The organism is Neobacillus sp. SAB-20_R2A (genome assembly GCF_049568635.1).
GTDB classification, from domain to species: domain Bacteria; phylum Bacillota; class Bacilli; order Bacillales; family Cytobacillaceae; genus Neobacillus; species Neobacillus citreus.
On record NZ_CP145895.1, the window covers coordinates 5,217,405 to 5,242,208 of the forward strand.

Annotated in this window: 20 protein-coding genes; 11 read left to right on the forward strand and 9 right to left on the reverse strand. The window is 45.7% G+C overall.

Annotated features, from left to right (window positions below):
- Positions 1-36: 36 nt before the first annotated feature.
- On the reverse strand, positions 37-549 hold the full coding sequence (locus tag V5M37_RS25705; protein ID WP_423799720.1) for a hypothetical protein: 513 nt from the start codon (positions 547-549) through the stop codon (positions 37-39).
- A gap of 202 nt (positions 550-751) precedes the next feature.
- On the opposite strand from V5M37_RS25705, the gene ilvB reads away from it, so the two are divergent.
- The 4 genes from ilvB (at position 752) to V5M37_RS25725 (ending at position 5,419) form a co-directional block, all read left to right on the forward strand.
- The gene (ilvB, locus tag V5M37_RS25710; protein WP_423799721.1) at positions 752-2,452 is read left to right on the forward strand and encodes a biosynthetic-type acetolactate synthase large subunit; all 1,701 of its coding nucleotides are present in this window, start codon (positions 752-754) and stop codon (positions 2,450-2,452) included.
- Between the two features lie 150 nt (positions 2,453-2,602).
- Positions 2,603-4,681, forward strand: a complete 2,079-nt coding sequence (locus tag V5M37_RS25715; RefSeq protein ID WP_423799722.1) for a molybdopterin-containing oxidoreductase family protein — start codon at positions 2,603-2,605, stop codon at positions 4,679-4,681.
- Positions 4,682-4,849: 168 nt separating this feature from the next.
- On the forward strand, positions 4,850-5,074 hold the full coding sequence (locus V5M37_RS25720) for a hypothetical protein (protein WP_423799723.1): 225 nt from the start codon (positions 4,850-4,852) through the stop codon (positions 5,072-5,074).
- Between the two features lie 30 nt (positions 5,075-5,104).
- On the forward strand, positions 5,105-5,419 hold the full coding sequence (locus V5M37_RS25725) for a carboxymuconolactone decarboxylase family protein (RefSeq protein WP_423799724.1): 315 nt from the start codon (positions 5,105-5,107) through the stop codon (positions 5,417-5,419).
- Positions 5,420-5,571: 152 nt separating this feature from the next.
- Here the strand turns inward: V5M37_RS25725 and V5M37_RS25730 are convergent, their stop codons facing one another.
- Positions 5,572-5,925 (reverse strand): hypothetical protein, encoded by a 354-nt coding sequence (locus V5M37_RS25730; protein WP_423799725.1) that lies wholly within the window; start codon positions 5,923-5,925, stop codon positions 5,572-5,574.
- Positions 5,926-6,086: 161 nt separating this feature from the next.
- Positions 6,087-6,923 carry a YitT family protein gene (locus V5M37_RS25735; RefSeq protein ID WP_423799726.1) on the reverse strand — a complete coding sequence of 279 codons (837 nt, stop codon included), beginning with the start codon at positions 6,921-6,923 and terminating at the stop codon, positions 6,087-6,089.
- A 330-nt stretch (positions 6,924-7,253) separates the two neighbouring features.
- On the opposite strand from V5M37_RS25735, the gene V5M37_RS25740 reads away from it, so the two are divergent.
- Positions 7,254-10,814, forward strand: a complete 3,561-nt coding sequence (locus V5M37_RS25740) for a bifunctional 2',3'-cyclic-nucleotide 2'-phosphodiesterase/3'-nucleotidase (RefSeq protein WP_423799727.1) — start codon at positions 7,254-7,256, stop codon at positions 10,812-10,814.
- 341 nt (positions 10,815-11,155) lie between these two features.
- Here the strand turns inward: V5M37_RS25740 and V5M37_RS25745 are convergent, their stop codons facing one another.
- Positions 11,156-13,111, reverse strand: a complete 1,956-nt coding sequence (locus V5M37_RS25745; protein ID WP_423799728.1) for a bifunctional 2',3'-cyclic-nucleotide 2'-phosphodiesterase/3'-nucleotidase — start codon at positions 13,109-13,111, stop codon at positions 11,156-11,158.
- Between the two features lie 180 nt (positions 13,112-13,291).
- Here V5M37_RS25745 and V5M37_RS25750 point away from each other — a divergent pair, with 180 nt between their 5' ends.
- Complete coding sequence (locus V5M37_RS25750) at positions 13,292-13,711, forward strand: VanZ family protein (RefSeq protein WP_423799729.1); 420 nt, start codon at positions 13,292-13,294, stop codon at positions 13,709-13,711.
- A 68-nt stretch (positions 13,712-13,779) separates the two neighbouring features.
- On the opposite strand, the gene V5M37_RS25755 is transcribed toward V5M37_RS25750, so the two are convergent.
- The 3 genes from V5M37_RS25755 to V5M37_RS25765 all read right to left on the reverse strand — a co-directional run bounded on the left by V5M37_RS25755 (position 13,780) and on the right by V5M37_RS25765 (position 15,812).
- Positions 13,780-14,655, reverse strand: coding sequence for an ADP-ribosylglycohydrolase family protein (locus tag V5M37_RS25755; RefSeq protein ID WP_423799730.1), 876 nt, complete (start codon positions 14,653-14,655; stop codon positions 13,780-13,782).
- An 88-nt stretch (positions 14,656-14,743) separates the two neighbouring features.
- A complete protein-coding gene (locus V5M37_RS25760) occupies positions 14,744-15,184 on the reverse strand; it encodes an NUDIX hydrolase (RefSeq protein WP_423799731.1) in 441 nt (146 codons plus the stop codon).
- Between the two features lie 163 nt (positions 15,185-15,347).
- Positions 15,348-15,812 (reverse strand): hypothetical protein, encoded by a 465-nt coding sequence (locus V5M37_RS25765; RefSeq protein ID WP_423799732.1) that lies wholly within the window; start codon positions 15,810-15,812, stop codon positions 15,348-15,350.
- A 269-nt stretch (positions 15,813-16,081) separates the two neighbouring features.
- Here V5M37_RS25765 and V5M37_RS25770 point away from each other — a divergent pair, with 269 nt between their 5' ends.
- On the forward strand, positions 16,082-17,380 hold the full coding sequence (locus V5M37_RS25770; RefSeq protein WP_423799733.1) for an NCS2 family permease: 1,299 nt from the start codon (positions 16,082-16,084) through the stop codon (positions 17,378-17,380).
- A gap of 112 nt (positions 17,381-17,492) precedes the next feature.
- Here the strand turns inward: V5M37_RS25770 and galE are convergent, their stop codons facing one another.
- Entirely contained in the window at positions 17,493-18,464 is a 972-nt protein-coding gene (galE, locus tag V5M37_RS25775) for a UDP-glucose 4-epimerase GalE (protein ID WP_423799734.1), read from the reverse strand.
- Between the two features lie 221 nt (positions 18,465-18,685).
- Here galE and V5M37_RS25780 point away from each other — a divergent pair, with 221 nt between their 5' ends.
- The 4 genes from V5M37_RS25780 to V5M37_RS25795 all read left to right on the forward strand — a co-directional run bounded on the left by V5M37_RS25780 (position 18,686) and on the right by V5M37_RS25795 (position 23,363).
- A complete protein-coding gene (locus V5M37_RS25780; protein WP_423799735.1) occupies positions 18,686-20,344 on the forward strand; it encodes an N-acetylmuramoyl-L-alanine amidase in 1,659 nt (552 codons plus the stop codon).
- A 353-nt stretch (positions 20,345-20,697) separates the two neighbouring features.
- Positions 20,698-21,507 (forward strand): N-acetylmuramoyl-L-alanine amidase, encoded by an 810-nt coding sequence (locus V5M37_RS25785; RefSeq protein ID WP_423799736.1) that lies wholly within the window; start codon positions 20,698-20,700, stop codon positions 21,505-21,507.
- Positions 21,508-21,675: 168 nt separating this feature from the next.
- The gene (locus V5M37_RS25790) at positions 21,676-22,179 is read left to right on the forward strand and encodes an Lrp/AsnC family transcriptional regulator (RefSeq protein WP_378583416.1); all 504 of its coding nucleotides are present in this window, start codon (positions 21,676-21,678) and stop codon (positions 22,177-22,179) included.
- Complete coding sequence (locus V5M37_RS25795) at positions 22,176-23,363, forward strand: aminotransferase (protein ID WP_423799737.1); 1,188 nt, start codon at positions 22,176-22,178, stop codon at positions 23,361-23,363. The genes V5M37_RS25790 and V5M37_RS25795 overlap by 4 nt, the downstream gene beginning before the upstream one ends.
- A gap of 271 nt (positions 23,364-23,634) precedes the next feature.
- Here the strand turns inward: V5M37_RS25795 and V5M37_RS25800 are convergent, their stop codons facing one another.
- A complete protein-coding gene (locus V5M37_RS25800; protein ID WP_423799738.1) occupies positions 23,635-24,627 on the reverse strand; it encodes a zinc-binding dehydrogenase in 993 nt (330 codons plus the stop codon).
- Positions 24,628-24,804: the final 177 nt, after the last annotated feature.

A 24,804-nucleotide genomic window follows, 5' to 3' on the forward strand; every position in this document is an offset into this window, starting at 1 on the left:
AAGAAGGGACAGCGAAATACACCATCCCTTTTACCTTTATTGAAAAATGTCTATTAATTTGTCCAGATCGGCGGCAATTTGCTTTAATTTTTCATTCACTTGCTGCTGGGTGGCAATTACCTCTTTAAAGACCTCACTTCCATTGCCATTTTTCACAGCATCCTTTAAGGATTTCCGGTCGCTTCGGCCATCCTTCATAAGAGTTTTTAATTCCTTGTTCATTGATTTTACTTGCCGCTTTACATCCTTGGCCTGCTGAAACTTCTCTTTATTGCCGCTATTTTTAGCTTCCAGCACCAAGTCCAACAGCTGGTCCTTTTTATCAACGATTTGCGACCTCAGGCTCAGTCGTTCCTTTCGTTGCTGGTTGATTTGATGAATTTGGTCTTTATACTGGCTGGCCAGCTCAAGCTTCTTGCCAAGGTGACCGCCTGAGGCTTTCGTTTCCACTGATTTCGGATTGCTGGCAGCTGCTGAAACGCTTTGGATTCCATAAGCTCCTCCTAAAAGCGTGAGGGCGGCAACACCTGCAATTAGAGTTTTTTTCATTTTCTAACACTCCTTTACTTGTTTCTAATCTAAGTATAGACAAGGGGTTCGGGATAATTTTGGGAGAATTGTGTGAAAAGTGTGTGAAAATGGGCCAAGGTTCTTTTTTTTAAAAAACAACCCTCCGTTGATGTAAATCACATACTTATTTTGACTGATAATTTAAACTATTTAAAAACTGTGAAATCAGGTGAATATTTTGTTGAAGGAAGTTTTTAAAGTAGATTCGTTTATGGAGACGCTTCATGAACTAGGGGTGGAATGTGTTTTTGGCTGTCATAACGAGGGGGTTTTACCGGCTGAACATCCGGATATACGCTGCATACAACTTCGGCATGAACAGGCGGCCGTTCACGCTGCCGACGGTTATGCCCGCGCTACCGGTAAGCCCGGAGTAGTCCTGATGACAACGGCCGCCGGGGTAACAAGCGGAATCACCGGGATTGCAACCGCCTATAGTGATTCTGTCCCGATCGTTGTTATTGCCGGTCCATTTTCAGCTAATCTATTAAACGGGGAATCCGCCAAAGAATTAGATATCTCGGGAATTACGATGCCGATTACCAAGTATTCTTTTAAAACTGGGGCGGGGCAGCTGCAAGGTGTACTTGATAACGCCCTAAAGCTTGCCGTTGAGGGACGCCCCGGACCGGTCTTGGTGGAGTTGACTACCAAAAGTGTGACGATGGGCGCTGAACGGATGAGCCATAGCCGCGCACCAAGAGGCGAAAGGACTAATGAAGCGGGCAGGAAATCTATTATTCATGCGAAGGAATTAATTGAAAACGCCAGGAAGCCGGTGCTTTTTGTCGGAGGCGGGGTAATTGCTTCGGGGGCTACGAGCCATTTACGGGAAATCGCCGAGCGCTCGCGGATTCCGGTTGTTAGTTCAATGCTCGGGATTGGTGCGATGGATACGTGGAACCCGCTGTTTTTGGGGATGCTTGGGATGCACGGAACGTATGCCGCCAACAAAGCGGTTCACCATTGCGATTTGTTGATCTCGATTGGAGTTCGGTTTAGCGACCGGGTGACCGGAAAGGTGAGCGGCTTTTCGCCAAAGTCGAAAAAAATTCACGTGGACATAGACCCGGCTGAGATCAATAAAATCATTTCCGTAGACCTGCCGATTGTCAAAGACGCCGCTGAGTTCCTTTTTCAATTAAAAGAGGAACTGGATTATGAACAAATCAGGGCAAACGGCGAAATTTGGGTAAATGAGGCGGTGGATTGGAAGCGGACGGTGCCGCGCTTTGAGAAGTCGAAGAGCGTATTGAGCCCGCAGACGGTGATTCGCACGCTGGCCGAGTTTTCTAGTGAGGACACAGTAGTAGTGACGGATGTGGGACAGCACCAGATATGGACGACGCATCATTATCAGTTTACGAGACCACGGACGTTGGTGACATCGGGCGGGCTGGGCACGATGGGCTATGGGCTGCCGGCAGCAATCGGGGCGGCTGCTGGGGTGACAGGTTCTTCGGTTGAGGTCTCCGGGGCCGAGCGTTTGGGTTCGGGGATGCCCATTTTGTGCGTGTCTGGCGACGGCAGCTTTCAAATGAATCTGCAGGAGTTGATTACGGCCGTCAGGTACCGCCTGCCAATCAAGATTGCAATCTTGAATAACGGCTATTTGGGCATGGTGCGCCAGTGGCAGGAGTTGTTTTATCATGGCCGCTATTCTTCTGTAAAAATCGGCTCGCCGAATTTTGCTGGGGTGGCCGAGGCCTATAGTGTGCCAGGGTATCGGGCTCGAACCGAGGAGGACGCAAGGCGGATTATAGCGGAGGCTATGCGTCTGGATGGGCCGGCTCTGATGGAGTTTGACGTCGTTGAGGAGGAGAATGTCTACCCAATGGTTCCGCCAAACCACAGCAACCATCAGCTGATTCTGTCGCGGTGAGGCTGGATGGATTTGGACGTCTTTTTATCCAATGACATCCCAGTCCTAAAATGACCTGAGTATGTTTCGCTCTCCTCTTTCTCGATTCGTGACAATCAAGCACCTTCTGGGATAGTATAAATCTATCAAGCTCTTAAAAGGAGAATGCTTATGCCTTCCTACGAAAATCTTCCGCGGGATGGAATTTTTCATGCGGTTTGCCCGCTTGACTGTCCAGACCAGTGCGGGCTGTTGCTTCATAAACAGGATGGAAAAATTGTCAAGGTCGAGGGCGACCCGGAACACCCCGTGACAAAAGGGCACATTTGCAATAAGGTTCGGAACATGGCGGAACGGATTCATGACGAAAAACGCCTGCAATATCCGCTGAAGCGCGTCGGGGCTAAGGGCGAGGGACGTTTTGCGCGCATTAGCTGGGACGAAGCGCTGAGCACCATCACGGACCACTGGAAGGAACTGATTCAAACGGACGGGCCGGAGAGCATTCTTCCCTATAGCTTTTACGGAAATATGGGGCGACTCGCTGCTGAAGGCATGGACCGCCGCTTTTGGAACAGGCTTGGTGCATCAAGGATTGACCGGACCATCTGCAACTCGGCCGGAGCGGTCGGCTACAAGTATACAATGGGCGGCAGCTTTGGCATTGACCCTGAGGATACAATTCACACGAAATTGTTCATTTTCTGGGGCATCAATGCGGTGAGCACGAACATGCACCAGGTGGCTTTGGCGCAAAAGGCCCGCCGTGAAAACGGCGCCAAGATTGTCGTCATCGATGTCCATAAAAATCAAACTGGAAGATTGGCAGATTGGTTTATTCCGATCTTGCCGGGCACGGATAGCGCCCTAGCCCTCGGGATCATGCACATTTTGTTTAACGAAAACATGGTCGATGATGATTTTTCGAAAAAATATACGGTTGGGTACGAGGAACTACGGGAGCATGTGAAGCAATATAACCCAGCGGCTGTTTCGGAAATTACCGGGGTTCCAGTTGACGATATCTATAGATTGGCACGAATGTATGGGACAACATCGCCTTCTTTTATTCGGATTGGCAACGGCCCGCAGCACCACGATAATGGCGGCATGTTTGTCCGGACGGTTTCCTGCCTGCCGGCGCTGACTGGCCAGTGGCTTGTAAAGGGCGGCGGCGCCATCAAAGGCAATTCTGGATTCTTGGCCCATAATGCAGCAAGGCTGCAACGGCCTGATCTTTTGAAAAATAAAAACACACGCAGTGTGAACATGAATTTGCTCGGCGATGCCCTGCTGACGCTTGACCCACAGGTGAATTCTCTATATGTATACGGATCTAACCCGGCGGTTGTGGCCCCTTCAAGCAAGAAGGTGCGTGAAGGGCTTGCCCGCGAAGACTTGTTTACTGTCGTGCACGATTTATTTTTAACAGAAACGGCCAAGTATGCGGATATTGTACTTCCGGCGACATCGTCGTTCGAAAACACCGATTTCTATACTTCGTACTGGCATCATTTTGTGCAGCTGCAGCAGCCTGTCATCGAACCGTTCGGCGAGGCTAAGTCGAATGTCGAGGTGTTCCGACTGCTCGCTGAGCGAATGGGCTTTACGGAGACTGCGTTTACTGAGACGGAAGCGGAAATGATTAGGGGTGCGCTCGATAACCCGCAGAATCCTTATTTGAGCGGTGTGAGCTACGAGTTTCTAGCAGAGCTCCATTATATGAAGGCGAATGTTTTGCCGTTATTCCCGGGCAGGCTACCGACACCAAGTGGGAAAATCGAATTATATTCGGAGCGGATGAAGAAGGACGGGTACCCGCCCCTGCCAACCTACGTGCCATTAGTGGACGATGGCAAGGAGTTTCCGTTCCAATTTGTCCCGGGTCCGAACCATAATTTCCTTAACTCGACTTTCTCTAACAACGATAAGCATGTTTCTTTGGAAAAGGAGCCGCTTCTTTTTATGAATTGGGAGGATGCAGCGCGGCTGGGGATTGAAGATGGTGGGCAGGTCCGAGTCTGGAATCATCGCGGCGAGATTGAGCTGAAAGCCGCTGTCGGGGACAGCGTTCTTTCGGGAGTCGTTGTGACCCAGGGATTATGGGCAGATAAAATCGGGATATCGGACGCAACGGTAAAAACAGAAACAAAGCACCTAGTAAACATCCTCACTCCAGGCCGAATTGCCGATATGGGTGGCGGCGCCACCTTCTTCTCCGGCCGGGTAGCAGTCGAAAAACTACAATGAGCTGTAAAAACATACTAAATGTCCGCCAGCGTGAACAGAACGCCTTTTTGTCCACGCTGGGTGCCTGACGCACCATATCAGACTCCACATTACATTTTCTGAAAATTATGATAAAGTGTACGAGCAGGTATCTTATTTAGGAGGTAGTTTGATGGCGAGGTCCCGTATGTGGAGTATGAACAGGCAACGGATGAGACGAAGCAGATGTACAAAAGGCTAGAGAATATGAATGGGCAGGTTGTGAATATTTATAAGCTTCTCGGCAACCATCCAAAGGCGTTGCAGGGATTAATGGGCATGAGCTTGGCAACATACCGTTCAGGGGAATTAGAGCCCCAAATGGCGGAGCTGGTTTATCTCTATACCTCCGCGCTGAACCAATGTCACTACTGAATACCAACCCATATTATGCTCGGTCGGAGCGTGGGTTTATCGAAGGAAAAAGTAGAGCAGCTGCGTCAATGGCGGGACAGTTTGGTATATACCGAAAAAGAAAGGCTGATTTTGGAATATACAGAGGCATTGGTGAAGGACATCCGAATTTCCGATGAATTGTATAAGCGTGTTGCTGAGCATTTTTCGCCGAAACAAATCATCGATATCTGTTTTACCAGTGGGATATCAGGTATTATCAACCGCATCCATGGGACATTTCAAACCGAAGTCGATGAATTAACCCAAAACCATGAATTCGTGAAAGAAAGCCAGGATGCTCTAAAGGCAGATTCTAACTCCTAAATAGCCAACTGAATTTTACATTACCAAAACATAAAAAGGAAGTAACCCAACTTCTAAAGAATGAGGATGCTTCCTTTTTTTAAATACTTTTAATCATGGAGCAACCGAATGAAAATGATACGGATTGTATATGCAGATTTTTAATGGAGGTCTTATAACTGAAGATGTATTTTAAGTTTTGCCAGCTCCCGTTCATTTCTAGCAGCCTTTTCCCAAATATGGTCCTGGTCTGCTTGCATGTCGGTTAGCTTAGCATGAATTTCCGCAAATTGTTTTTGGTTTTCGGAACGCATTTCCGAAAGTTCTGCTTTTATCCCTTGTTGTTCACTTCGTAATTCTGACAGTTCTGCTTTTATTCCTTGCTGTTCCCCTCGTAATTCCAACAATTCTGCTTTTATTCCTTGCTGTTCCCCTCGTAAATCTGACAGTTCAGTTTTAATCCCGCCTACCATTCCAATCAAATTAGAAAGCATTTCTTCTAACCTGTCAAATCGTTTCTCGTCCAACACAATCACCTCCCTTTTCTAAAAGATTATACTCCTATATCCTTTTGATTACTATGCCAAAAACAGTAAACCTGTCGAACTATCACATATCATACAACATTCTGTCAGTGTCCACCACACGTGGACAAAACGCCAATTTATCCCTGCACGGTGGCTGACACCTATCCTGCCTTGTACCCCTTCCCCATCATTTCGTGGACGTTGTGGACGGTAACGTATGCGTTTGGGTCAATGTCACTGACGATGTTTTTGAGTTGGACGATTTCTTGTTTGTTGATGACAATGTAGAGGACTTCTTTCTTCTGGCCAGTGTAGCCGCCATATCCTTCGAGGACGGTGAGGCCGCGCGACATTTTTTCTGTGATGCCAGCTAAGACCACTTCCGGCAAATTAGAAATAATTAACACAGCTATCCGTTCATCGAGCCCTTCGACGATGAAATCTATCGCTTTCGCCCCGACATAGACAATCAGCAGTGTGAACATCGCTTTTTCCAAGCCAATGATGAATATCGACCCTGCCACCACGACAATGTCAATGATAAGCATCGCTTTTCCTATGCTCCAGCCAAAAAATTGATTCGCTAGTCTTGCCAAAATAGTCGTGCCTCCGGAAGTTCCTCCCGCGCGAAAAATGAAGCCCAAACCTGCCCCCACCAGCAATCCGGCAAACAACGAGGCAAGCAGGGTATCCTCCGTCAGCTTTCTTCCTATATCCTCTGTTAAAAATAAAAACCCTGAACAGGCTGCAAGTGAAATTAGCGTATAAACGAAGGCTCTTTTTTCAAAGAATTTATACCCGACTAGGATCAGCACGGCATTTAATACGAAGTTCACAACCCCTGGCGACCAGCCAAACAAATAGTGAGCCACAATGGTGATCCCTAAAATGCCGCCTTCAGAGAGATGATTTGGGATGGTAAAATAATTCACCCCTATCGCAAAAATAAGGGCACCGAGAAAAATATATAAGATGTCCTTTGCTGTCTTTTTCATCAAAATTGCCATCCTTTACATAAGTACTTTCTAATAGAATACAACAAAATCTAGTAATTGTTTATGGCGCGTTAAAAATTCCCGCCAGGTACTTTTAGACCTAAGACTTTCTTCCCTTACAAAACTTCAAAAAGTTCTATATTATAAAAAAGCTCGGGTGAAAAATAAGGAAAAACTACCTAAAAATGGACATAACCGCTCTATTAAGAACGTATTTTTATAATAGTGCTAATTTTGTTCTTTTAAAGATACGAAATGGTACATAAACTCTTTTTAGGGGGGATTCCAATTTTTCCTGAAGTAAAAAAATAGATTACTAGGAGGCGAATTTGGTTGAAAAAGAGACAATTAAACAGGGCTAGGAAATTTTTATCCGCCACGCTAGCAGTTTCACTTGTAACTGTTCCATTTTTTCCAGCGGCAAAAGCTAGCGCAGCGGGGCCAAAAGATGTTATAAATCCTTTGGTAGAACTCCGTCTAATGGAAACAACGGATCTGCACACGAATCTATTAAACTATGATTATTACAAAAATGCCGAATACTTAAAGGTTGGATTGGCGAGCACCGCAGCACTTGTCAAGGATGCCCGTAACGAAGCAGACAATAGCCTTTTGGTGGATAATGGGGACTTGATTCAAGGGACTCCGCTCGGTACTTATTTTGCAAAAATTGCTCCGTTAAAGGACGGCGAGGTCCATCCTGTATTTAAAGCGATGAACCAAATGGGCTATGATATGGCAACATTGGGAAATCACGAATTCAACTATGGGCTCGACTTTTTGGAAGAAGCTTATGATGATGCAAATTTCCCATTCATAAATGCCAACGTTTATGTTGATGACCATGACAATAACCCTGAAAATGATATCAACAAATTTACTCCTTATCGAATTATTAATAAAAAGGTCGTTGATGAACAAGGCAAGAAGCATGTTATCAAGGTCGGATTTATCGGCTTTGTTCCGCCGCAAATCAACGATTGGGATAAAGCAAATTTAGATGGCAAAGTTATTACGAAAAATATCGTGGACACTGCCAACAAATTTATTCCGCAAATGCGTGAAGAAGGCGCCGATGTCATTGTGGCGATGACACACTCCGGTTTCAGCGGCAACAAAGCAAACACGGAAGACGTTATCTATGCGTTAAGTGAAGTGCCTGGAATTGATGCGATTACGTTCTCGCATACGCATAAGTTGTTCCCGGCAAAATCAGTCTCAGCCCTAGACGGATTGTTTAAAGGTGCTGATGGTCAGCCGCTTCCTGGTGTAAATAACGACAAAGGAACTATCAACGGAGTTCCTGCGGTACAAGCTGGCTATGGCGGTGGTTCGCTGGGGATTATCGACCTCGACCTTGTGAAAGAAAAGGGCAAGTGGAAGGTAGCGGATTCACAATCTTCTACACGCGAAATTTACAAAGACGTAAAAGATGCTAATGGGAAAACTGTTACCCAAAAGACGGTGGAACCAGTTCAATCTATTGTCGATGCGGTTAACGCCGATCACCAAGCAACAATCAAGTACGTAAATACCCCAATCGGCAAAACTACCGATGATATTTACAGCTATTTTGCCCTTGTGCAGGATGACCCTTCTATCCAAGTTGTCACCAATGCGCAAAAATGGTATGCGGAAAAATACATTGCGACTAATAAACCTGAGCTTCAAAACCTGCCGATTCTTTCTGTCGGCGCACCTTTTAAAGCTGGACGAAACGGAGTGGCTGAATATACAGAAATTCCGGCAGGAGATTTAACAATCCGCAGCGCGGGTGACTTGTACTTGTATGACAATACCTTGAAGGCTGTTAAAGTCAAAGGCTCTGTTGTCAAAGAATGGATTGAAATGTCTGCTGGGAAGTTTAATACTATCGATCCGTCCAAAACAGCTCCACAAGAATTATTAAATTCGAAGTTTGCTGTCTATAACTTTGACGTTATTGATGGAGTGAACTATCAAATCGATGTAACCGCACCTCCTAAATACGATCCGGCAGGAAATGTTATTAATCCTGATTCAAGCCGTGTCGTCAACCTGAATTATAACGGACAGCCTGTCGATCCAAACCAAGACTTTATCGTGGTAACGAATAACTATCGTGCTGGCGGCGGCGGTAATTTCCCTGGCCTTAAGGGTTCTGAACTCGTCATTGACTCTGCTGATGAAAACCGTCAAGTTTTAATGGATTATATCTCAGAAAAGAAAGTCATCACCCCGACGGCGGATCAAAACTGGTCGATTGCTCCGATTCCTGGAAACGTGGACGTAACCTTTACATCCTCACCAGTGGCTGAGAAATATCTAAAGGATGGCGGAAATATCTCCTTTACTGGAGAAACAGATGCAGCAGGCTTCGGTATTTTCAAATTAGATATTGGCTTCACGCCTATAAACGTTCAGCTGCTCGGCATAAATGACTTGCATGGTCAGCTGGACACGGACACAAAAGTAGGCACCCGGCTTGCTGGTAGCATGGAATACACAGCTGCAGCGCTCCGTCAGCGCGAGGCCACAAATACAAATACCTTGCTCGTAAATTCTGGAGATATGATTGGTGGCAGCCCGCTCATTTCTGCCCTTTTTCAAGATGAACCAACTGTTGAAGTATTGGAGTCATTGGGCATGGATGTCGGAGCTCTTGGAAACCATGAATTTGACGAAGGTATTGCCGAGCTGCGCCGGATGATAAATGGCGGCGAGCATCCAGAGGGTAAGGGAACTCCAGGATATGATGGAATGGATTTTCCTGTTGTAGCAGCAAATGCTTATGACAAATCAACAGGTCAATTAATCACCACTCCTTATACTGTTAAAGAAGTGGGCGGGGTAAAAATTGGTTTTATCGGAGTCATCACACAGGAAACTCCGGATATGATCGTGACCAAAGGAAATGAAAATCTGCAAATTACCGATGAAGCAGCAGCCATCAACAAGTACACGGATGAATTAAAAGCTCAAGGCATTAAGGCTATCGTTGTGCTTGCCCATAATCCTGCCATCCAAAACGGCTATACTGATGCATTCGATGCTTCAAGAATTGCAGAAAATGTTGACGATGAAGTGGATGTTATCTTTGCAGCCCATAATCATGTTTATAATGACAAAGTAGTAGATAACAAGCTAATTGTCCAAGCTTATTCATATGGCTCTGCCTTCTCAGATGTGGATCTTGTGATTAATCCTGAAACAGGTGATATTGTAAAAAAAGAGGCGGAAATTGTAACGGTTTATCAATCTGATTACACTCCTGATCCTGAAGTTTCAGCGATTATGAAAAAGTATGAAGATCAAATTGCCCCAATTAAGGCCGAAGTAGTAGGGAATTCTGCAACGACCTTAATAAAAGCTTACCCGTCTGTATCGACAGAATTTGGCGACAATGGACTGGGCAACTTAATTGCCGATGGTATGAAAGTTGCTATGAACAGTGACTTTGCTTTAATGAATGGCGGCGGAGTCCGTGCTAATTTAGATGCTGGCGAGGTTACCTTTGGTGACTTATTCTCCATTCAGCCATTTGGCAACGTGTTAAATAAAATCAACCTTAGCGGTGCCGATTTGCGAGAAGTATTGAACAAGCAAATTACTGCAAAAGGTCTTGACTTCCATATTGCAGGATTCAAGTATACCTACACTTATGACAGCACCGCTGGAACTGGACAGGTTGTCGACATCTTCTTGCCGGATGGCAGCAAAATAGATCCAGCGAAAGAGTATTCCGTTGTTGTCAATAACTATATGTATGGCAACGCCAGCTATGGTATTGGAGCACTTTCAACAGGTTTAGAAGTAGGCCCTGAGGATTTACAAGCAACAGTTGACTTTGTCAAATCCCTGCCAAAATCATTTGAATATAAGGCCGAGGGACGAATCCAGAGAGTGACACAATAATTGTTTTAGATACGTAAAGCAGTCTGACTTGGGGTACCCCCTGGTTAGACTGCTTTTTTGTGCCTCACTACATAATTTTGGGATTTCACGACATAAAATGGGGTCTCACGACAAAATCAATTATCCTCACGACACTTTTTGGGAAATTTAGGAAAAGTGTTTAATCCGCTCATTTCTCACTACATAAATTGCAGCTCTCACTACATAATTTTTGAATCTCACTACAAAATCCGTTATCCTCACGACATTCCTTAGAACTTTTTTGGTAACAACAAGGTTTTTCAGACAAAAAATAGCCCTTTGTCATACCTTAAAATGACAAAGGGCCTTACAAAATAGAACTAATCTGTTAAATCAATTGAATACTTCCCAAACCCGCCACTCGATGGTCCGATGTATTGAATATTTTTAAATAGCTTCGTATAATCCTGCGCTTTTGGCGAGGATTCGAATACAGGGACCACTGTGCCCTGGAATTTTGCAATAGACCAGTTCTGGTCCGCAGACGGGTTAATCGTTTTGTTTTCGCGAATATAGTTCGTGATGATTTGGCGATTTTCATCCGGTGACTGAAGGATGACTTCACCCTGGCTAACCCCCGGAAAGGTTTTGCTAGATGCACGGTAATTATTTGTTGCAACAATGAACCTCTGATCGGCAGTAATCGGATTGCCCTGATAGGTTAGGTTCACGATTCGGCTCGAATCCGGATTAATCAGCTTCCCGTTATAATCATATTTTGCAGGCTTGGTCACATCCACCTGGTACTGAACACCGTCTATGATATCAAAATTATAGGACCGGAAATCTGGATTAATCAGCTGCTGCTCACCTCCCGCTGCCGGATTCAACTGGTTGAACTGCCCCGCACTCATTTCGAGCCAATCCTTTAGCTGAACTCCATTCACTAATACAGCGTGAAGCGTATTTGGATACAAATATAAGTCAGCGACATTTTTAATTGCAAGTGTTCCTTCCGGGATATCCGTGTAATAGCTAGGCCCACCGCGTCCGCCAGCCTTAAATGGAGCTGCTGCCGAAAGGACCGGAATGCCTGCAAATTTGCTGTAGGTTGGATCCTTTAATTTTTCAACCAAATACTCCGTTTGCGCATTATTGACAATTTGCACGGACGGATCGTCCTGAACAAGGGCAAAATAACTGAAAATCGGTGCGGTAGTCTCGCCAATCGGCTGGTTGACGTAATCAATCGTACCGATATGTTCCGGTAAGATTTCTTTCATTAACGCTTCATCAGTTGCCACAAGAGAATTGCCTTTTTCATCGGCAATCGGCCTGAGCGTGCTTGTGCCGCCAGCGACCGCCCATTTTCCACGAATTTTTTGCAACTTAAGGTCAATGACACCCAAATGGCTTCCGAACGAACCCGCCATCACGACTGGTTTACCGTAGATAGTTCCTTTTTCAAGATTTGTATTTGGCAGATTCGCATAGAGCGGACCCGGGAATAAGTTATGCGAATGGCCGGTAAATACGGCGTCAATGCCTCTGATTTGTGTTAAGTAGTAAGCTGCATTTTCCATGTCAGGTGAATAGGGTTCAGCGCTGATTCCGGTGTGGGCAAGTGCAACAATCACGTCCGCCCCCTTCTTTTTCATTTCCGGGACAAATTTTTTCGCCGATTCTACAATCGACTTTGTGGTAACCTTGCCTTCCAAATTGGCTTTATCCCACTCCATGATTTGCGGCGGTACAAAGCCAATGACCCCGACTTTAATGACATGACTTTGCCCCTCATCATCGATTACTTTTTTGTTAAAAATAACATAAGGTTCAAAATAATGCTTTCCTGTAGCGGCGTCGTATACATTGGCGTTGACGACGGGCATTTTCGCTCCTTCAAAGGCACGCGTTAGAAAGTCCAGCCCATAATTAAACTCATGATTGCCGACGGTGACCGCATCGTACCCGAGCATATTAAAGGCCCTTGTAACCGGGTGGACATCACCATCTTTTAGCCCTCTTACCTTTGCGACATAATCACCCAAGGGATTCCCTTGAATATTATCTCCGTTGTCAAAAAGCAATGAGTTTTTTACCTCGCTGCGGGCTTGTTTGATCAAGGTGGACGTTTTTACCAGCCCCACCTTGTTATCTTCTTTTGTCTGGTAATAATCATAGTTTGCTAAAAATACATGCAAATCAGTGGTTTCAAGCAGGCGTAACTGAACCGCAGGATCCTCCCTTACTGCGTTGGCTAATTTCGGAAAAATATGACCTGTGAGCTGCCCGGCTATCAAAAGCACCAACACAGCCACAAAAGATATCCTCTTCATTAAAGAAAAATCCTCCCCTTACCTGTCAAAAAATCATACAAACAAAAATAGTATTTGTAGAATGATTTAGAATATGAATTAAAATGGAGAAATTTAAGGGAAACCAAGGCCATCAGCAAGTCTAAGCGAGTATAAAATAAATTCCCGAAGACCAAAATGGAGGCTAGAGGAGGCACTTTTATGAGAGTTTTACTAATCCTACTTTGTGCGGGAGCCATTTTTGTTTCTACGTGTACATATAGCTTTGATCAATTCATACGGTTTGGGGAGATTCGGTTTGAGTGGGAACGTCATCCAAACTTATCTGTATTCTTGGATCCATTGCCATCCCACCTTAGCGGTGATTTTCTGCTTCAAAAAGTGGGGCATTTCAGCGCATTTTTCATCCTGACACTGCTGCTCCAATCACGTTTTCAAGCAAAAGGGGTGGCGCTGATTCTGGCCATTTCCTACGGGGTATTCACCGAGATTCTACAATTATATTTTACCCGCGATGGCAGGCTATTCGATATTGGGTTTGACTCCGCCGGCGTTTTTATCGCGCTTTTTGTTAGCAGCTTTATACCTAGACAGCAATCTCGAGATATTCATTTTAAATAAAAAAGCTGGCCGTACCCCTATGGTTTGACCAGCTTTTTTATTCTTGTTTAAAATGGCTCAGCCTATTTCTATTTGACTAATTCATAGAGATTTAATCCTAGCTCTTCTAGATCGTCCTTTACAAGCAATACATCACAGTACCCTCGTGGCAGCTCTTTATAGCCACAGGCTAAGCCCGCTAATCCGCCTGCGATGGCGGCGACTGTGTCCGTGTCATACCCTTCGTTAGCCGCACCAATCACAACCTCCAAGAAGGATTCGCAGTTGAGAAGCCAGTATAAAACCCAATGCATGGTGTTTACAACGAAACCATCCGGCGGGGGTGTTGGCCTTTGCCCATTTAAGGCAGTTTCATAGATGGTTCCCTTGATTTCGGCTTGGATGGCCTCCTTCAGTCCTGTGCCATGAAGGACGTGATAGGCGACTCGGTTATAGATGACACAGGCTTCATCGGCTAAGGAGTCATAATGTGTCATTTTAGATTGTTCCCTTGTCACCTCTTCAACTTTTTTTAGGTCCCGGTAGGCTAATGAAATGGGCAGGCAGCGCATTAATGTGCCATTGCCTGCGGATTTACCGCCAAGATAGTGGTTATGGGCTTTTTCGGCAGTGACTGCCCAGTTGCCTTCGCCATATGTACTTAAAACCGAACGAATGATATTCCCAATATCTTTAGGGTTCGTGCGATACCATTTTAAAAATTCCTCCCCAATTGCTTCAACTGGGTTTTCCGGGTTCGTTAGAATCCCTTTTGCCACAGCCACGGTCATCGCCGTATCGTCGGTGGTTTCCCCTTTTGCCAGGTTCCAGACCCCGCCGCCGATAATCTCAATTACCTTCCCATATTTTCTGCGAATTTCTTCCCTTGTTAAAAATTCAGTAGTGCCACCCAATGCATCGCCAATGGCCAGACCAAAAAGAGCACCTTTTATTTTGTCTAACATAACTTCACCTCTTCGTTCATTAAAAGATATGGTTCGATAGTGGGGCTCTTACGCCACGGAAATGATGCATAAGAACCGTCCCCATGCATCATCCAAACGTGTTAATAATGCTAGCCACTAACGGGCTTGTTTTTTCCGGAAGATTTCCGATGTCAAAAAATCCAGCATCTATTGTTTCATGCCCATCAATTTTGATGTTTGCGTTTTTAATATCTTTTGATTTGTATGCAATCGTGACGGGATAGAATTGGTCGCCATTCGGCAGCTCGACAAAATACTGCTTTCCCGAGAAGACGCCGGCCAGCTCGAGTTCGCCAATCTCAACTCCCGTTTCTTCGAATACTTCGCGTCTTGCCGCTTCTTCCGCTGACTCACCTAGTTCCAGAAGACCGCCAGGAAGCCCCCACATTCCGTTGGCTCTTTTTTGGAGAAGAAGCCTTCCCTGGTTATCGAGTGCCCCCACACAGGCACCGACCAATATCAGCGGCCGTGTTCCAACAATTTTCCGCAAATCTTCTATGTATCCCATTAGAACCTCCAGTATATTGTTTATATTTATTGTTCTTAATTCGGGAAACATCTATTAGTTTCCTCCATACTAAAGGACAAACCTCAACAGCAATACAGGCACAGCCAGGACAACTGTCCGCCTGAGGCGGACACAGTCCACGAGCAGTGCCTGACACCATCTATTACTGACCATTGTAATCCCAAAGAATACACCATTTTTCTTTTTCTTTGACGGTGAAGACCTCTTGTTTGAGATCAAAGTTTCCGTATTTTCCTTTATAGGTTTGGGTAACGAGGATTTTGTAGACATTTTTGAAGGCAGGTCCTTCTTTCGACATTTCCCATTTATCCAGTTTCTCAGCACCATCAAGTGTATAGGTAAATGTTTCAACCCCGAAATGATTCATAAATACATGGGCGCGATCCTGAATATAGGCGCCTTTGCCAAATCTTTTCTTCATCTCGGAATGGAACAGCGCCCAGGAACTGGCGAAATCACCCTGCTGCTCATATTGATAAAACTCATTCACCACAGCTACTGCCTGCTGGTCCGATGAAACAAAAACACATCTCACCATCATCAAAACCGCAGCTATCAACAAAATCCCCATAAACAGCCCTTTTACTGGTACATTTCTTCTCCTCATGATGCACTCCTTTACGATGGAAAAGCCTATATACCAAAGAATATGTCTTAACACGTCCAAATAGTAGCAATTTAGACCAGGCGCCGCCGGGACAAGTGTCCACCCTGAGCGGACATTTGTCCACGGACGGTTACTGACACCTTTGTTGCCAGCCTTATAATAATCATTAAAATGTATGGGAAATATAAAATTACCTATTGCAAGTTTATTTAAATACGAATAATATTATAAAGTATTTATTATATCGTTCGTGTTTTGGAGGAACTAAGATGTTTAGACTTACAGAAAATGGTACAAACATAAGAACAGAAGTGCTTGCGGGGATCACTACTTTCTTCACGATGGTGTATATCGTCGTGGTAAACCCGGTTATTCTTGCTGATGCGGGCGTTCCGTTTGATCAGGTTTTTACTGCCACTATTTTAGCTACTGTTGTGGGCTGTCTTTGGATGGCGCTGTTCGCCAATTATCCAATCGCCATCGCGCCAGGAATGGGGATGAACGCCTACTTTGCCTATTCCGTCGTCGGCGGTCAGCACATCAGCTACACTACCGCCTTTGCCGCTGTTTTTGTGGCCGGTATTATTTTTGTCATCTTGTCATTAACTCCCCTCAGGGAAAAATTAATTGAAGCCATTCCGGAGAATCTGAAGCATGGAATTACCGCCGGGATTGGTCTGTTTATCGCTTTTATCGGCCTGCGGCTAACCAAAATCATCGTCGCGGACCCAGTCAATCTAGTCCGTCTCGGCGATCTTCATTCAGCATCTGCTCTGTTAACCATTTTAGGACTAGCCGTTACTCTTATCCTTATGGTTTTAAGAGTGAACGGGGCTTTATTTTTCGGGATGATTATCACTGGAATTGTTGCCTTTTTCACCGGACAGCTTTCTTTTGATAAAGGTTTCTTATCCTTCCCTTCACTTCCAGAAGGGTTGATGGTCGCCAATCCCATCACAGCGCTTGGCGATGTCGTTCATCACAGCCTTTACGCGGTTGTTTTTTCTTTCATTTTAGTAACGATTTTTGACACAACCGGAACGATGGTCGGGGTTGCAAACCAGGCGGGATTAATGAAGGGTGACAAGCTGCCTCGGGCACGTCACGCTTTGCTGTCTGACTCCGTGGCTACTGCAATTGGGGCGATGTTTGGGACAAGCCCAACCACGGCCTATATTGAGTCAACATCCGGGGTTGCCGCCGGCGGCCGGACTGGCTTGACCACTCTTACCGTTGCCGTTCTGTTTATCTTGTCCGCTTTCTTTGGGCCGCTAGTCGGTGCTGTATCCGGGATTTCGGCGATTACATCTCCGGCGTTGATTATTGTCGGCAGCCTGATGATGGGGAACATTGCAAAAATCCGCTGGAGCGAGCTTGAGGAAGCGTTCCCTGCTTTCTTGACGATTTTGGCCATGCCGCTCACTTCGAGCATTTCAACTGGTATCGCCCTTGGTTTTATCAGCTATCCGCTGTTAAAATTGGTGAAAGGAAAAGGCCGTGACGTACACCTGCTTGTCTATGTTTTTGCGGTGCTGTTCTTCATCCAGCTTGCCTTTTTACAGCATTAAAAAACGCCAATATGCAAAAAAGTCCAATCCGCTGAATCGATGCGAATTGGACTTTTTTAATTTGATGGTGCTAGTTCTATTTAAAATGAGGCAAAATAACCGTCCCCATGCATCAGTATCGCTGCTCCTGGTGCCAGTTCCAGGCGTCGGCGATGATGCGTTCTAGGTTGCGTTCTGCTTTCCAGCCGAGTTCGTTGAAAATCTTATCGGAAGAGGCTACGAGTCTTGCTGGGTCGCCGGCGCGGCGGTCAGCCATTTCGACATTAGCCTTCACACCTGTTACTCGTTCGCACGTTTCAATTACTTCTTTAACTGAGTATCCGAGCCCGTTGCCGAGATTGTAGATCTCCGCCGTTTTCTCTCCAGTTAACAGCGCTTCAAGTGCAAGAATATGAGCCGAAGCCAAATCGGTGACATGAATATAATCACGGATACATGTGCCGTCCTCGGTATCGTAATCCGAACCGAAAACAGAAATCTTTTCCCGCTGGCCTAACAACTGCTGTAGAATAATTGGAATCAAGTGCGTTTCCGGATCATGGTTTTCCCCAATCACAGCAGATTCATGTGCTCCTGCAGCATTAAAGTACCTTAGTACAACATAATGTAAATCATAGGCTTTTGAAAAATCAGCCAAAATCTGCTCGATCATTAACTTTGAATGGCCATACGGATTGATTGGTGCCGTTGGCGTTGATTCATCGATGATGTCCACATTTGGAATCCCGTATGTAGCCGCTGTGGATGAAAAAATAAAGTTTTTAACATTGTGTTTCATCATAAGTTTTAATAAAGTTAAAGTAGAAGCAACGTTGTTCTGATAATATTTCATTGGGTCGACGACTGACTCGCCAACGAGACTGTTTGCCGCAAAATGCATCACGGCCTGTATCGGATAACTATGAAAAATCATGTCCAAATCTTCTTCATTGCCAAGGTCGCCTTTTACAAAAATCGCCTGGCTGTCAACGGCATCGCGATGGCCGGTAGACAGGTTGTCCAATACGACTACCTCGTCTTTTTCAACTAGTTCTTTCACAAGATGGCTGCCAATATAACCTGCGCCGCCTACAACAAGGATCATCATTCATTTCCCCTTATATAAGATTCACGTGACTTATGTATTATACCATTATTAAAAAAATGATGCCCTATTTTCGGTTTCTTAGCCTTTTTCCAAAAAACTTCACAAAAAGTACTCCTTGCCCAGAAAGTCGGGAACACAGGCACAATGTACTAGGCCCGAACCAATTTAAACTCTTGCCATAGGATATATATGATAATAAGTGAAATGGAGGAGATGAAATGAAGATTTATTTAGACCCGGGGCATGGCGGAAACGACCCTGGCGCTCAAGGAAACGGTCTAAATGAGAAGGATGTCACCTTGGATATTGCATTGAAGCTGCGCTCCATTTTAGTCAATCAGTTTGAAAATGTATCGGTCAAAATGAGTCGTGATAGTGATATCACCAAAAGCCTCGGTGCCCGGACAAGCGAGGCGAATGCTTGGGGCGCAGACTTTTACCTGTCAATTCATATCAATTCAGCGGGCGCTTCCGCCCAAGGTTATGAGGACTATATTTATAACGGCCTTTCTAGGTCCTCACGAACAGCCCAGATCCAAGGTATCATTCATGCAGAGGTAATGAAAGTAAACGAGTTAATTGACCGCGGCACGAGGCAAGCCAATTACCATGTGCTGCGTGAGTCCAATATGGAAGCCGTCTTAACGGAAAATGGCTTTATCTCTAACGCTCATGATTCAGCGCTAATGAAGCAAGATGCGTGGCGGCAGAAGGTCGCTCAAGGTCATGCGAACGGTCTTGCCGCAGCCTTTAACCTTGTTCGAAAAACCAATCCTGCACCAGCGCCGCAGCCAGCGCCCGCCCCAACACCTGCTCCTGCCCCTCAGCCAGCGCCTGCGCAGTCAACTCCCGTGTCCGGAACCCTCTTCAAAGTCTATTCCGGTTCGTTCAAATCACGGGAAAATGCAGACGAGCGCGTAGCCAAACTTCGGTCCATGGGATTTGATGCCTTTGTGGATATTACAAACATTTCAGGTGGGACCTGGTACCGCGTCCAAATAGGTGCTTTCGCGAACCGGGAAAACGCCGAACAGCGCTTGAAAGTTGTGCAAATTGCCGGATTTAATGATTCATTCATTATTATCGAAGGAGGCGGCGTAACTGCCACAAGCCCGACAGGAGGAACAAGCAGTACACCGGATAATTCCGAGGCGTCTGACAGCAATTCTTCGGGTAATGCTCCTAGTCCAGATGCCGGTTCTAGTACCGATAGTGTCACTAATGAAGCGAGTGAATCCGCCCCATCCGACACCGCTGACCCAAATAATGGTACTGCATTAGGTGGCGATTCTGACTCAAGCAGTCGCTCTGACATAGTCAGCGAAACCCCGAGCGCACCTGTCCAAGATTCATCTATTAACTCTATTTTCGGACCAACCTTCCTATCGCCAGAGCATATGAACCGTTTTGTAAAAAACGTCAATCCAAGCGCCCCCGATTTGGGAAGCCTTTATTTAAAATATGGCGAATACTACGGAATTCGCGGAGACGTCGCATTTGCACAGGCCGTTCACGAGACAAACTTCTTCCGATTCACTGGCGTCGTCAAGCCTGGGCAGGACAACTTCGCCGGCATCGGAGCAACCGGTCCCAACAATCCAGGTGCCAGCTTCCAAACACCTGAAGAAGGGGTAATCGCTCACCTGCAGCACTTGTTCGCCTATGCAACCACGAACCCACTGCCAAACCAATACCCATTAGTGGACCCTCGTTTCCACCTTGTCAACAGGGGTTCTGCCCCAACATGGACCTCCTTAAACGGCAAGTGGGCTGTACCGGGAACCACGTATGGTCAGTCGGTTTTAAACCTGTATAAACGGATGGTGAATTTCTCGATTCAAAATTTGGATAGTATCCAAAAGGATATTCCATATTAAGGAATTTACCGCTAATTAAACGTTTGGGGAAAACGAGCAGTAGTTTCCCATATTTTCATAGTTTGCATTATCTAATTGGAAGCCATAAGAGTTGATTGATTTACTGATTTTTTCAAAAATGAAAGCATATTTCCTCTTCAAACGTTTGATTAGATTGTTTTGAGCCCTTTTTATAAAAGGGTTTTTCTTTTTTACAATGGAGGATTCCAAAATAATTTTTTCCACACCCTGCCCTTTTGGGGGCTTTTTTTATAAATAAAAGATGGAGAGGGTAAACAGCTGGCAGACACCGGCCCGAACCTTGTCCAACCTTTTTTCATAAGATATAGGTGAATCAGATTGGAGGTGATGAAATGAAGATTTATCTTGATCCAGGCCATGGCGGTACCGATCCGGGTGCCCAAGGCAATGGATTGAATGAGAAGGATGTGACGCTCGATATCTCGCTTAGACTGCGCAGCATTTTAATCAATCAATTTGAAAATGTTGAAGTAAAAATGAGCCGGGAAGGCGATATCTCGAAAGGCTTGAAGGCAAGGACGAACGAGGCAAATGCCTGGGGGGCCGATTATTATTTGTCGATCCACATTAATTCCGCTTCACGCGCTGCCCAAGGATATGAGGATTATATTTATAACGGCCTGTCAGATTCCTCGCAAACGGCAAAGTACCGCGAAATCATCCATGGGGAAGTCGTAAAAATGAACCAACTATTTGACCGCGGAATGAAAAAGGCCAACTTCCATGTCCTCCGCGAATCGGCCATGCCGGCAATGCTATCGGAAAACGGCTTTATTACGAATGCGCATGATGCTGCGCTAATGAAACAGTCATCGTGGCGCCAAGATGTCGCTCAAGGCCATGCAAACGGGCTTGCCAAGGCTTTTAATTTACAGGCAAAATCAGCCCCTGCCCCACCGCCCAGCACCAGCACACTTTACAAAGTAATCGCCGGCTCGTTCCAGTCCCAAGAAAATGCGGACAAGCAGGTGGCATTGCTGCACTCAAAGGGTTTTGAGGCGTTCGTTGTTACCGTTGTGATTAGCGGAACAACTTGGTACCGGGCTCAGGCCGGGGCCTTCTCAAGCCGCGAAAATGCCGAAGAACGGATGAACGCCATTAAAAATGCCGGATTTCCGGATGTGTTCATTTCAGTGGAATAAGCAAGTAATTTAATAAGAACAGGCAGCCCGCTTTTTGAAGTGGGCTTTTTTTGTGCTAGCACAATATATTTGTTGTATAACAGTATTTGGGAGTGACTTTCATGCAGAGAAGGATTAAAATCATAGGTAGGATTTTTTAAGTTTAGCTAGTTTAGGAGGTACCCCCTTATGAAGCTTAATAGTGAAGAAATTGAAATTCTAAAAATCATTGAAGAAAACCACAAAATTTCAACGGCGACCATCGCGTCCATGGTCATGAGCAGCGAGGAGAAAGTCCGCGAAACGATCAAAAAGCTGGAAGAGCAAAAAGTCATCATGAGCTACCCAACATTGATCAACTGGAGCAAGGTTGAGGGGCAGGAACATACTATTGCCATGATTGACGTAAAGGTCACACCAAAGCGCGGGGTAGGATTTGACGAAGTAGCTCAAAGAATCGCCCGTTTTCCTGAGGTATCATCCTTGTATCTGATGTCAGGTGCCTACGATTTATCCATTACTGTCGAAGGAAGAACAATGCACGAAGTCGCTTCCTTTGTTTCGGCAAAATTATCGCCAATTGAAAGTGTTGTTTCTACAACCACTCATTTCATGTTGAAAAAATACAAGCATGATGGCGTTTGTTTTGACAGCGGCGACGAAAAAGACCGCAGAATGGTGGTTACACCATGAGTAATGACATTTCGAAATATCTGTCAAATACAGCTAGAGAACTTAAGCCATCAGCAATACGGAAATTTTTCGATTTGGCCGCCGGCATGGAGGGCGTTATTTCGCTAGGTGTCGGAGAACCGGATTTCATCACTCCTTGGAACGTGCGTGAAGCAACGATATTATCCATCGAACAAGGCTTCACCTCCTATACAGCAAACGCTGGCTTGCTGGAGCTGCGTGAGGAAATTGCAGCCTATCTACAGAGAGGCTTTAACGTGGAATATAATCCCGTAAACCAAATTATCGTCACTGTTGGGGCGAGCGAGGCAATCGACATTGCCTTTCGGGCAATTGTAAACCCTGGCGATGAAGTCCTTATCGTAGAACCGTCGTTCGTTTCTTACGCACCATTGGTGGCATTGGCGGGCGGGACACCAATCCCTGTATCCACCTCACCTGAAAACGGCTTTAAGATCACGGCCGAGCAAATTGAAGCGGCGATCACGGAAAAAACGAAAGCTATTTTAATCTGTTCGCCAAACAATCCAACCGGTACGGCTTTAACGCGTAAAGATTTGAAGGAAATCGCCGCGACGATCGTAAAACATGACCTGCTTGTCGTTTCCGATGAAATTTATGCGGAACTAACCTATGACGAGGAATTTACAAGCTTCGCTGCGATTGAAGGCATGTATGAGCGGACGATTTTAATAAATGGTTTTTCCAAAGGCTTTGCAATGACAGGCTGGAGGCTGGGATTCTTGGCAGCTCCTGCTGAGTTTGTCGGGCATATGCTAAAAATTCACCAATACACAACCATGTGTGCACCGCATATGCTTCAGCACGGGGCCATTGAGGCACTGCGCAACACATACCATGAGGTTGAAGCGATGCGAAACAGCTATCGCCGCCGCCGTAATTATGTAGTGGACACGTTGAACAATATCGGTCTGGACTGCCATATTCCAGGCGGGGCCTTTTATGTGTTCCCATCAATCAAGGCGACCGGCCTGAGTTCCGAGCAGTTTGCCGAGGAACTGTTGTTGGAAGAAAAAGTCGCTGTTGTACCGGGCAATGCTTTCGGGGAAAGTGGCGAAGGGTATATCCGCTGCTCCTATGCTACTTCGATGGAACAGCTGCAGGAAGCTTTAAAGCGAATTCAGCGGTTTGTGGAGCGTAGAGTTGGGGCTGTTGTTAAATAGTTAATGGGACGGGTTCTTGGACCCGTTCTTTCTTTTGATGGAATGTTATGATCCTACTGATTAAGAATCCGCTGATTTCCAAGAGGTATCCGCCTAACTCTTCGGGTTATCCGCCATTTTCTCGATAATATCCGCCAAACTTTATAAAATATCCGCCGACTTTAAGATGTTATCCGCCAACCCCTTTAGACGCTCCAAATCAGGTATTATATTTTCAAAAAAAACGCCTGCTACCGCACAAAAAGCTGGTACCAGGCACTTTACTAAAATATTATCCAATATAAAACCCAATCTTGCCTAACTGCTCCGCCTTTTCCATCCGCTCGAATGCCGAGCCGAACTCCTTTAATGAGTACATCCGGTCAACAACTGGCTTAATTTCATGCTTCGTCACAAACTCAAGCATTTCCTTGTATTCCTCGCCGCTCCCCAATGTGGTTCCAAGCAACTTATACTGGCCGTAGAAAAAGTCGCGCAGGTTGAATTCGACGACGTCACCCGCCGAAGCTCCAAAAGTAACAATCGTTCCACCCGGGCGGAGCTGCTTCAATGACTTATTAAAGGTTGCCGCACCGACGCATTCGATGACAAGATCCATTTTTTCACCGCCAAGCGCCTGCTCCCAGTCTTCATTGCTGTCAAACGCCCTATCCGCACCAAGCTCTAATGCCTTCTGACATTTTTCTAACGAACGGGAAGTCACATACACAACCGCCCCTGCCGCTTTGGCAAACTGCAGTAATAGAGTCGCAACTCCGCTGCCGATGCCGGGGATCAATACCTTCATCCCTTCGCGCACCTGGCCCTGTGTAAATAAAGCTCGGTAGGCTGTCAGCGCCGCTAATGATAGCACACCTGCCTCTTCCCAGCTTAAATAGCCAGGTTTCAAAGCAACGTTATCGGCAGGAACGACTACCTGCTCAGCAAAGGTTCCATGGAATGGAAGACCAAGAATTTCAAACCCAGCCGGCGGTGCATCGCTCTTTTCCTTCCAGCCAAGGCTCGGGTTGACCAGCACCTCATCGCCGACCCTGACATCAACAACTCCCTCACCGATCGCATCAACCACACCGGCGCCGTCCGATCCGATGATGAGCGGCGGGTCAGTCGGCTTATGGCGCACCAGCACGAACAAATCACGATGATTAAGGCCTGCCGTTTTTAGCTTAACCCGTACCTCACCAACTCCTGGCTTCAATTCTTCCATTTCACGAACAGCCAGTCCCTCAAAACCAGCCTTGTCCGCATGCACAACTGCCTTCATTTCATTCACTCCATTCCTATTTATTTTTGAAAAATATGTACTAAATCCATAATACTCTGAAAATGGCATTTTTTAAATGAAATGGTTCTTAAAAATGGTTTAAATGTTACGTGGACAGGCTTCACTACCTATGTTACACTACATTGAAAAAAACGGATTTTGGCGGAAAAAGGATGA

Coding starts and splice junctions, on each gene's coding strand:
- V5M37_RS25705 (WP_423799720.1), bottom strand. CDS start 549: ATGAAAAAAACTCTAATTGCAGGTGTTGCCGCCCTCACGCTTTTAGGA.
- V5M37_RS25715 (WP_423799722.1), top strand. CDS start 2,603: ATGCCTTCCTACGAAAATCTTCCGCGGGATGGAATTTTTCATGCGGTT.
- V5M37_RS25745 (WP_423799728.1), bottom strand. CDS start 13,111: ATGAAGAGGATATCTTTTGTGGCTGTGTTGGTGCTTTTGATAGCCGGG.
- V5M37_RS25750 (WP_423799729.1), top strand. CDS start 13,292: ATGAGAGTTTTACTAATCCTACTTTGTGCGGGAGCCATTTTTGTTTCT.
- V5M37_RS25755 (WP_423799730.1), bottom strand. CDS start 14,655: ATGTTAGACAAAATAAAAGGTGCTCTTTTTGGTCTGGCCATTGGCGAT.
- V5M37_RS25760 (WP_423799731.1), bottom strand. CDS start 15,184: ATGGGATACATAGAAGATTTGCGGAAAATTGTTGGAACACGGCCGCTG.
- V5M37_RS25765 (WP_423799732.1), bottom strand. CDS start 15,812: ATGAGGAGAAGAAATGTACCAGTAAAAGGGCTGTTTATGGGGATTTTG.
- V5M37_RS25770 (WP_423799733.1), top strand. CDS start 16,082: ATGTTTAGACTTACAGAAAATGGTACAAACATAAGAACAGAAGTGCTT.
- galE (WP_423799734.1), bottom strand. CDS start 18,464: ATGATCCTTGTTGTAGGCGGCGCAGGTTATATTGGCAGCCATCTTGTG.
- V5M37_RS25780 (WP_423799735.1), top strand. CDS start 18,686: ATGAAGATTTATTTAGACCCGGGGCATGGCGGAAACGACCCTGGCGCT.
- V5M37_RS25785 (WP_423799736.1), top strand. CDS start 20,698: ATGAAGATTTATCTTGATCCAGGCCATGGCGGTACCGATCCGGGTGCC.
- V5M37_RS25790 (WP_378583416.1), top strand. CDS start 21,676: ATGAAGCTTAATAGTGAAGAAATTGAAATTCTAAAAATCATTGAAGAA.
- V5M37_RS25795 (WP_423799737.1), top strand. CDS start 22,176: ATGAGTAATGACATTTCGAAATATCTGTCAAATACAGCTAGAGAACTT.
- V5M37_RS25800 (WP_423799738.1), bottom strand. CDS start 24,627: ATGAAGGCAGTTGTGCATGCGGACAAGGCTGGTTTTGAGGGACTGGCT.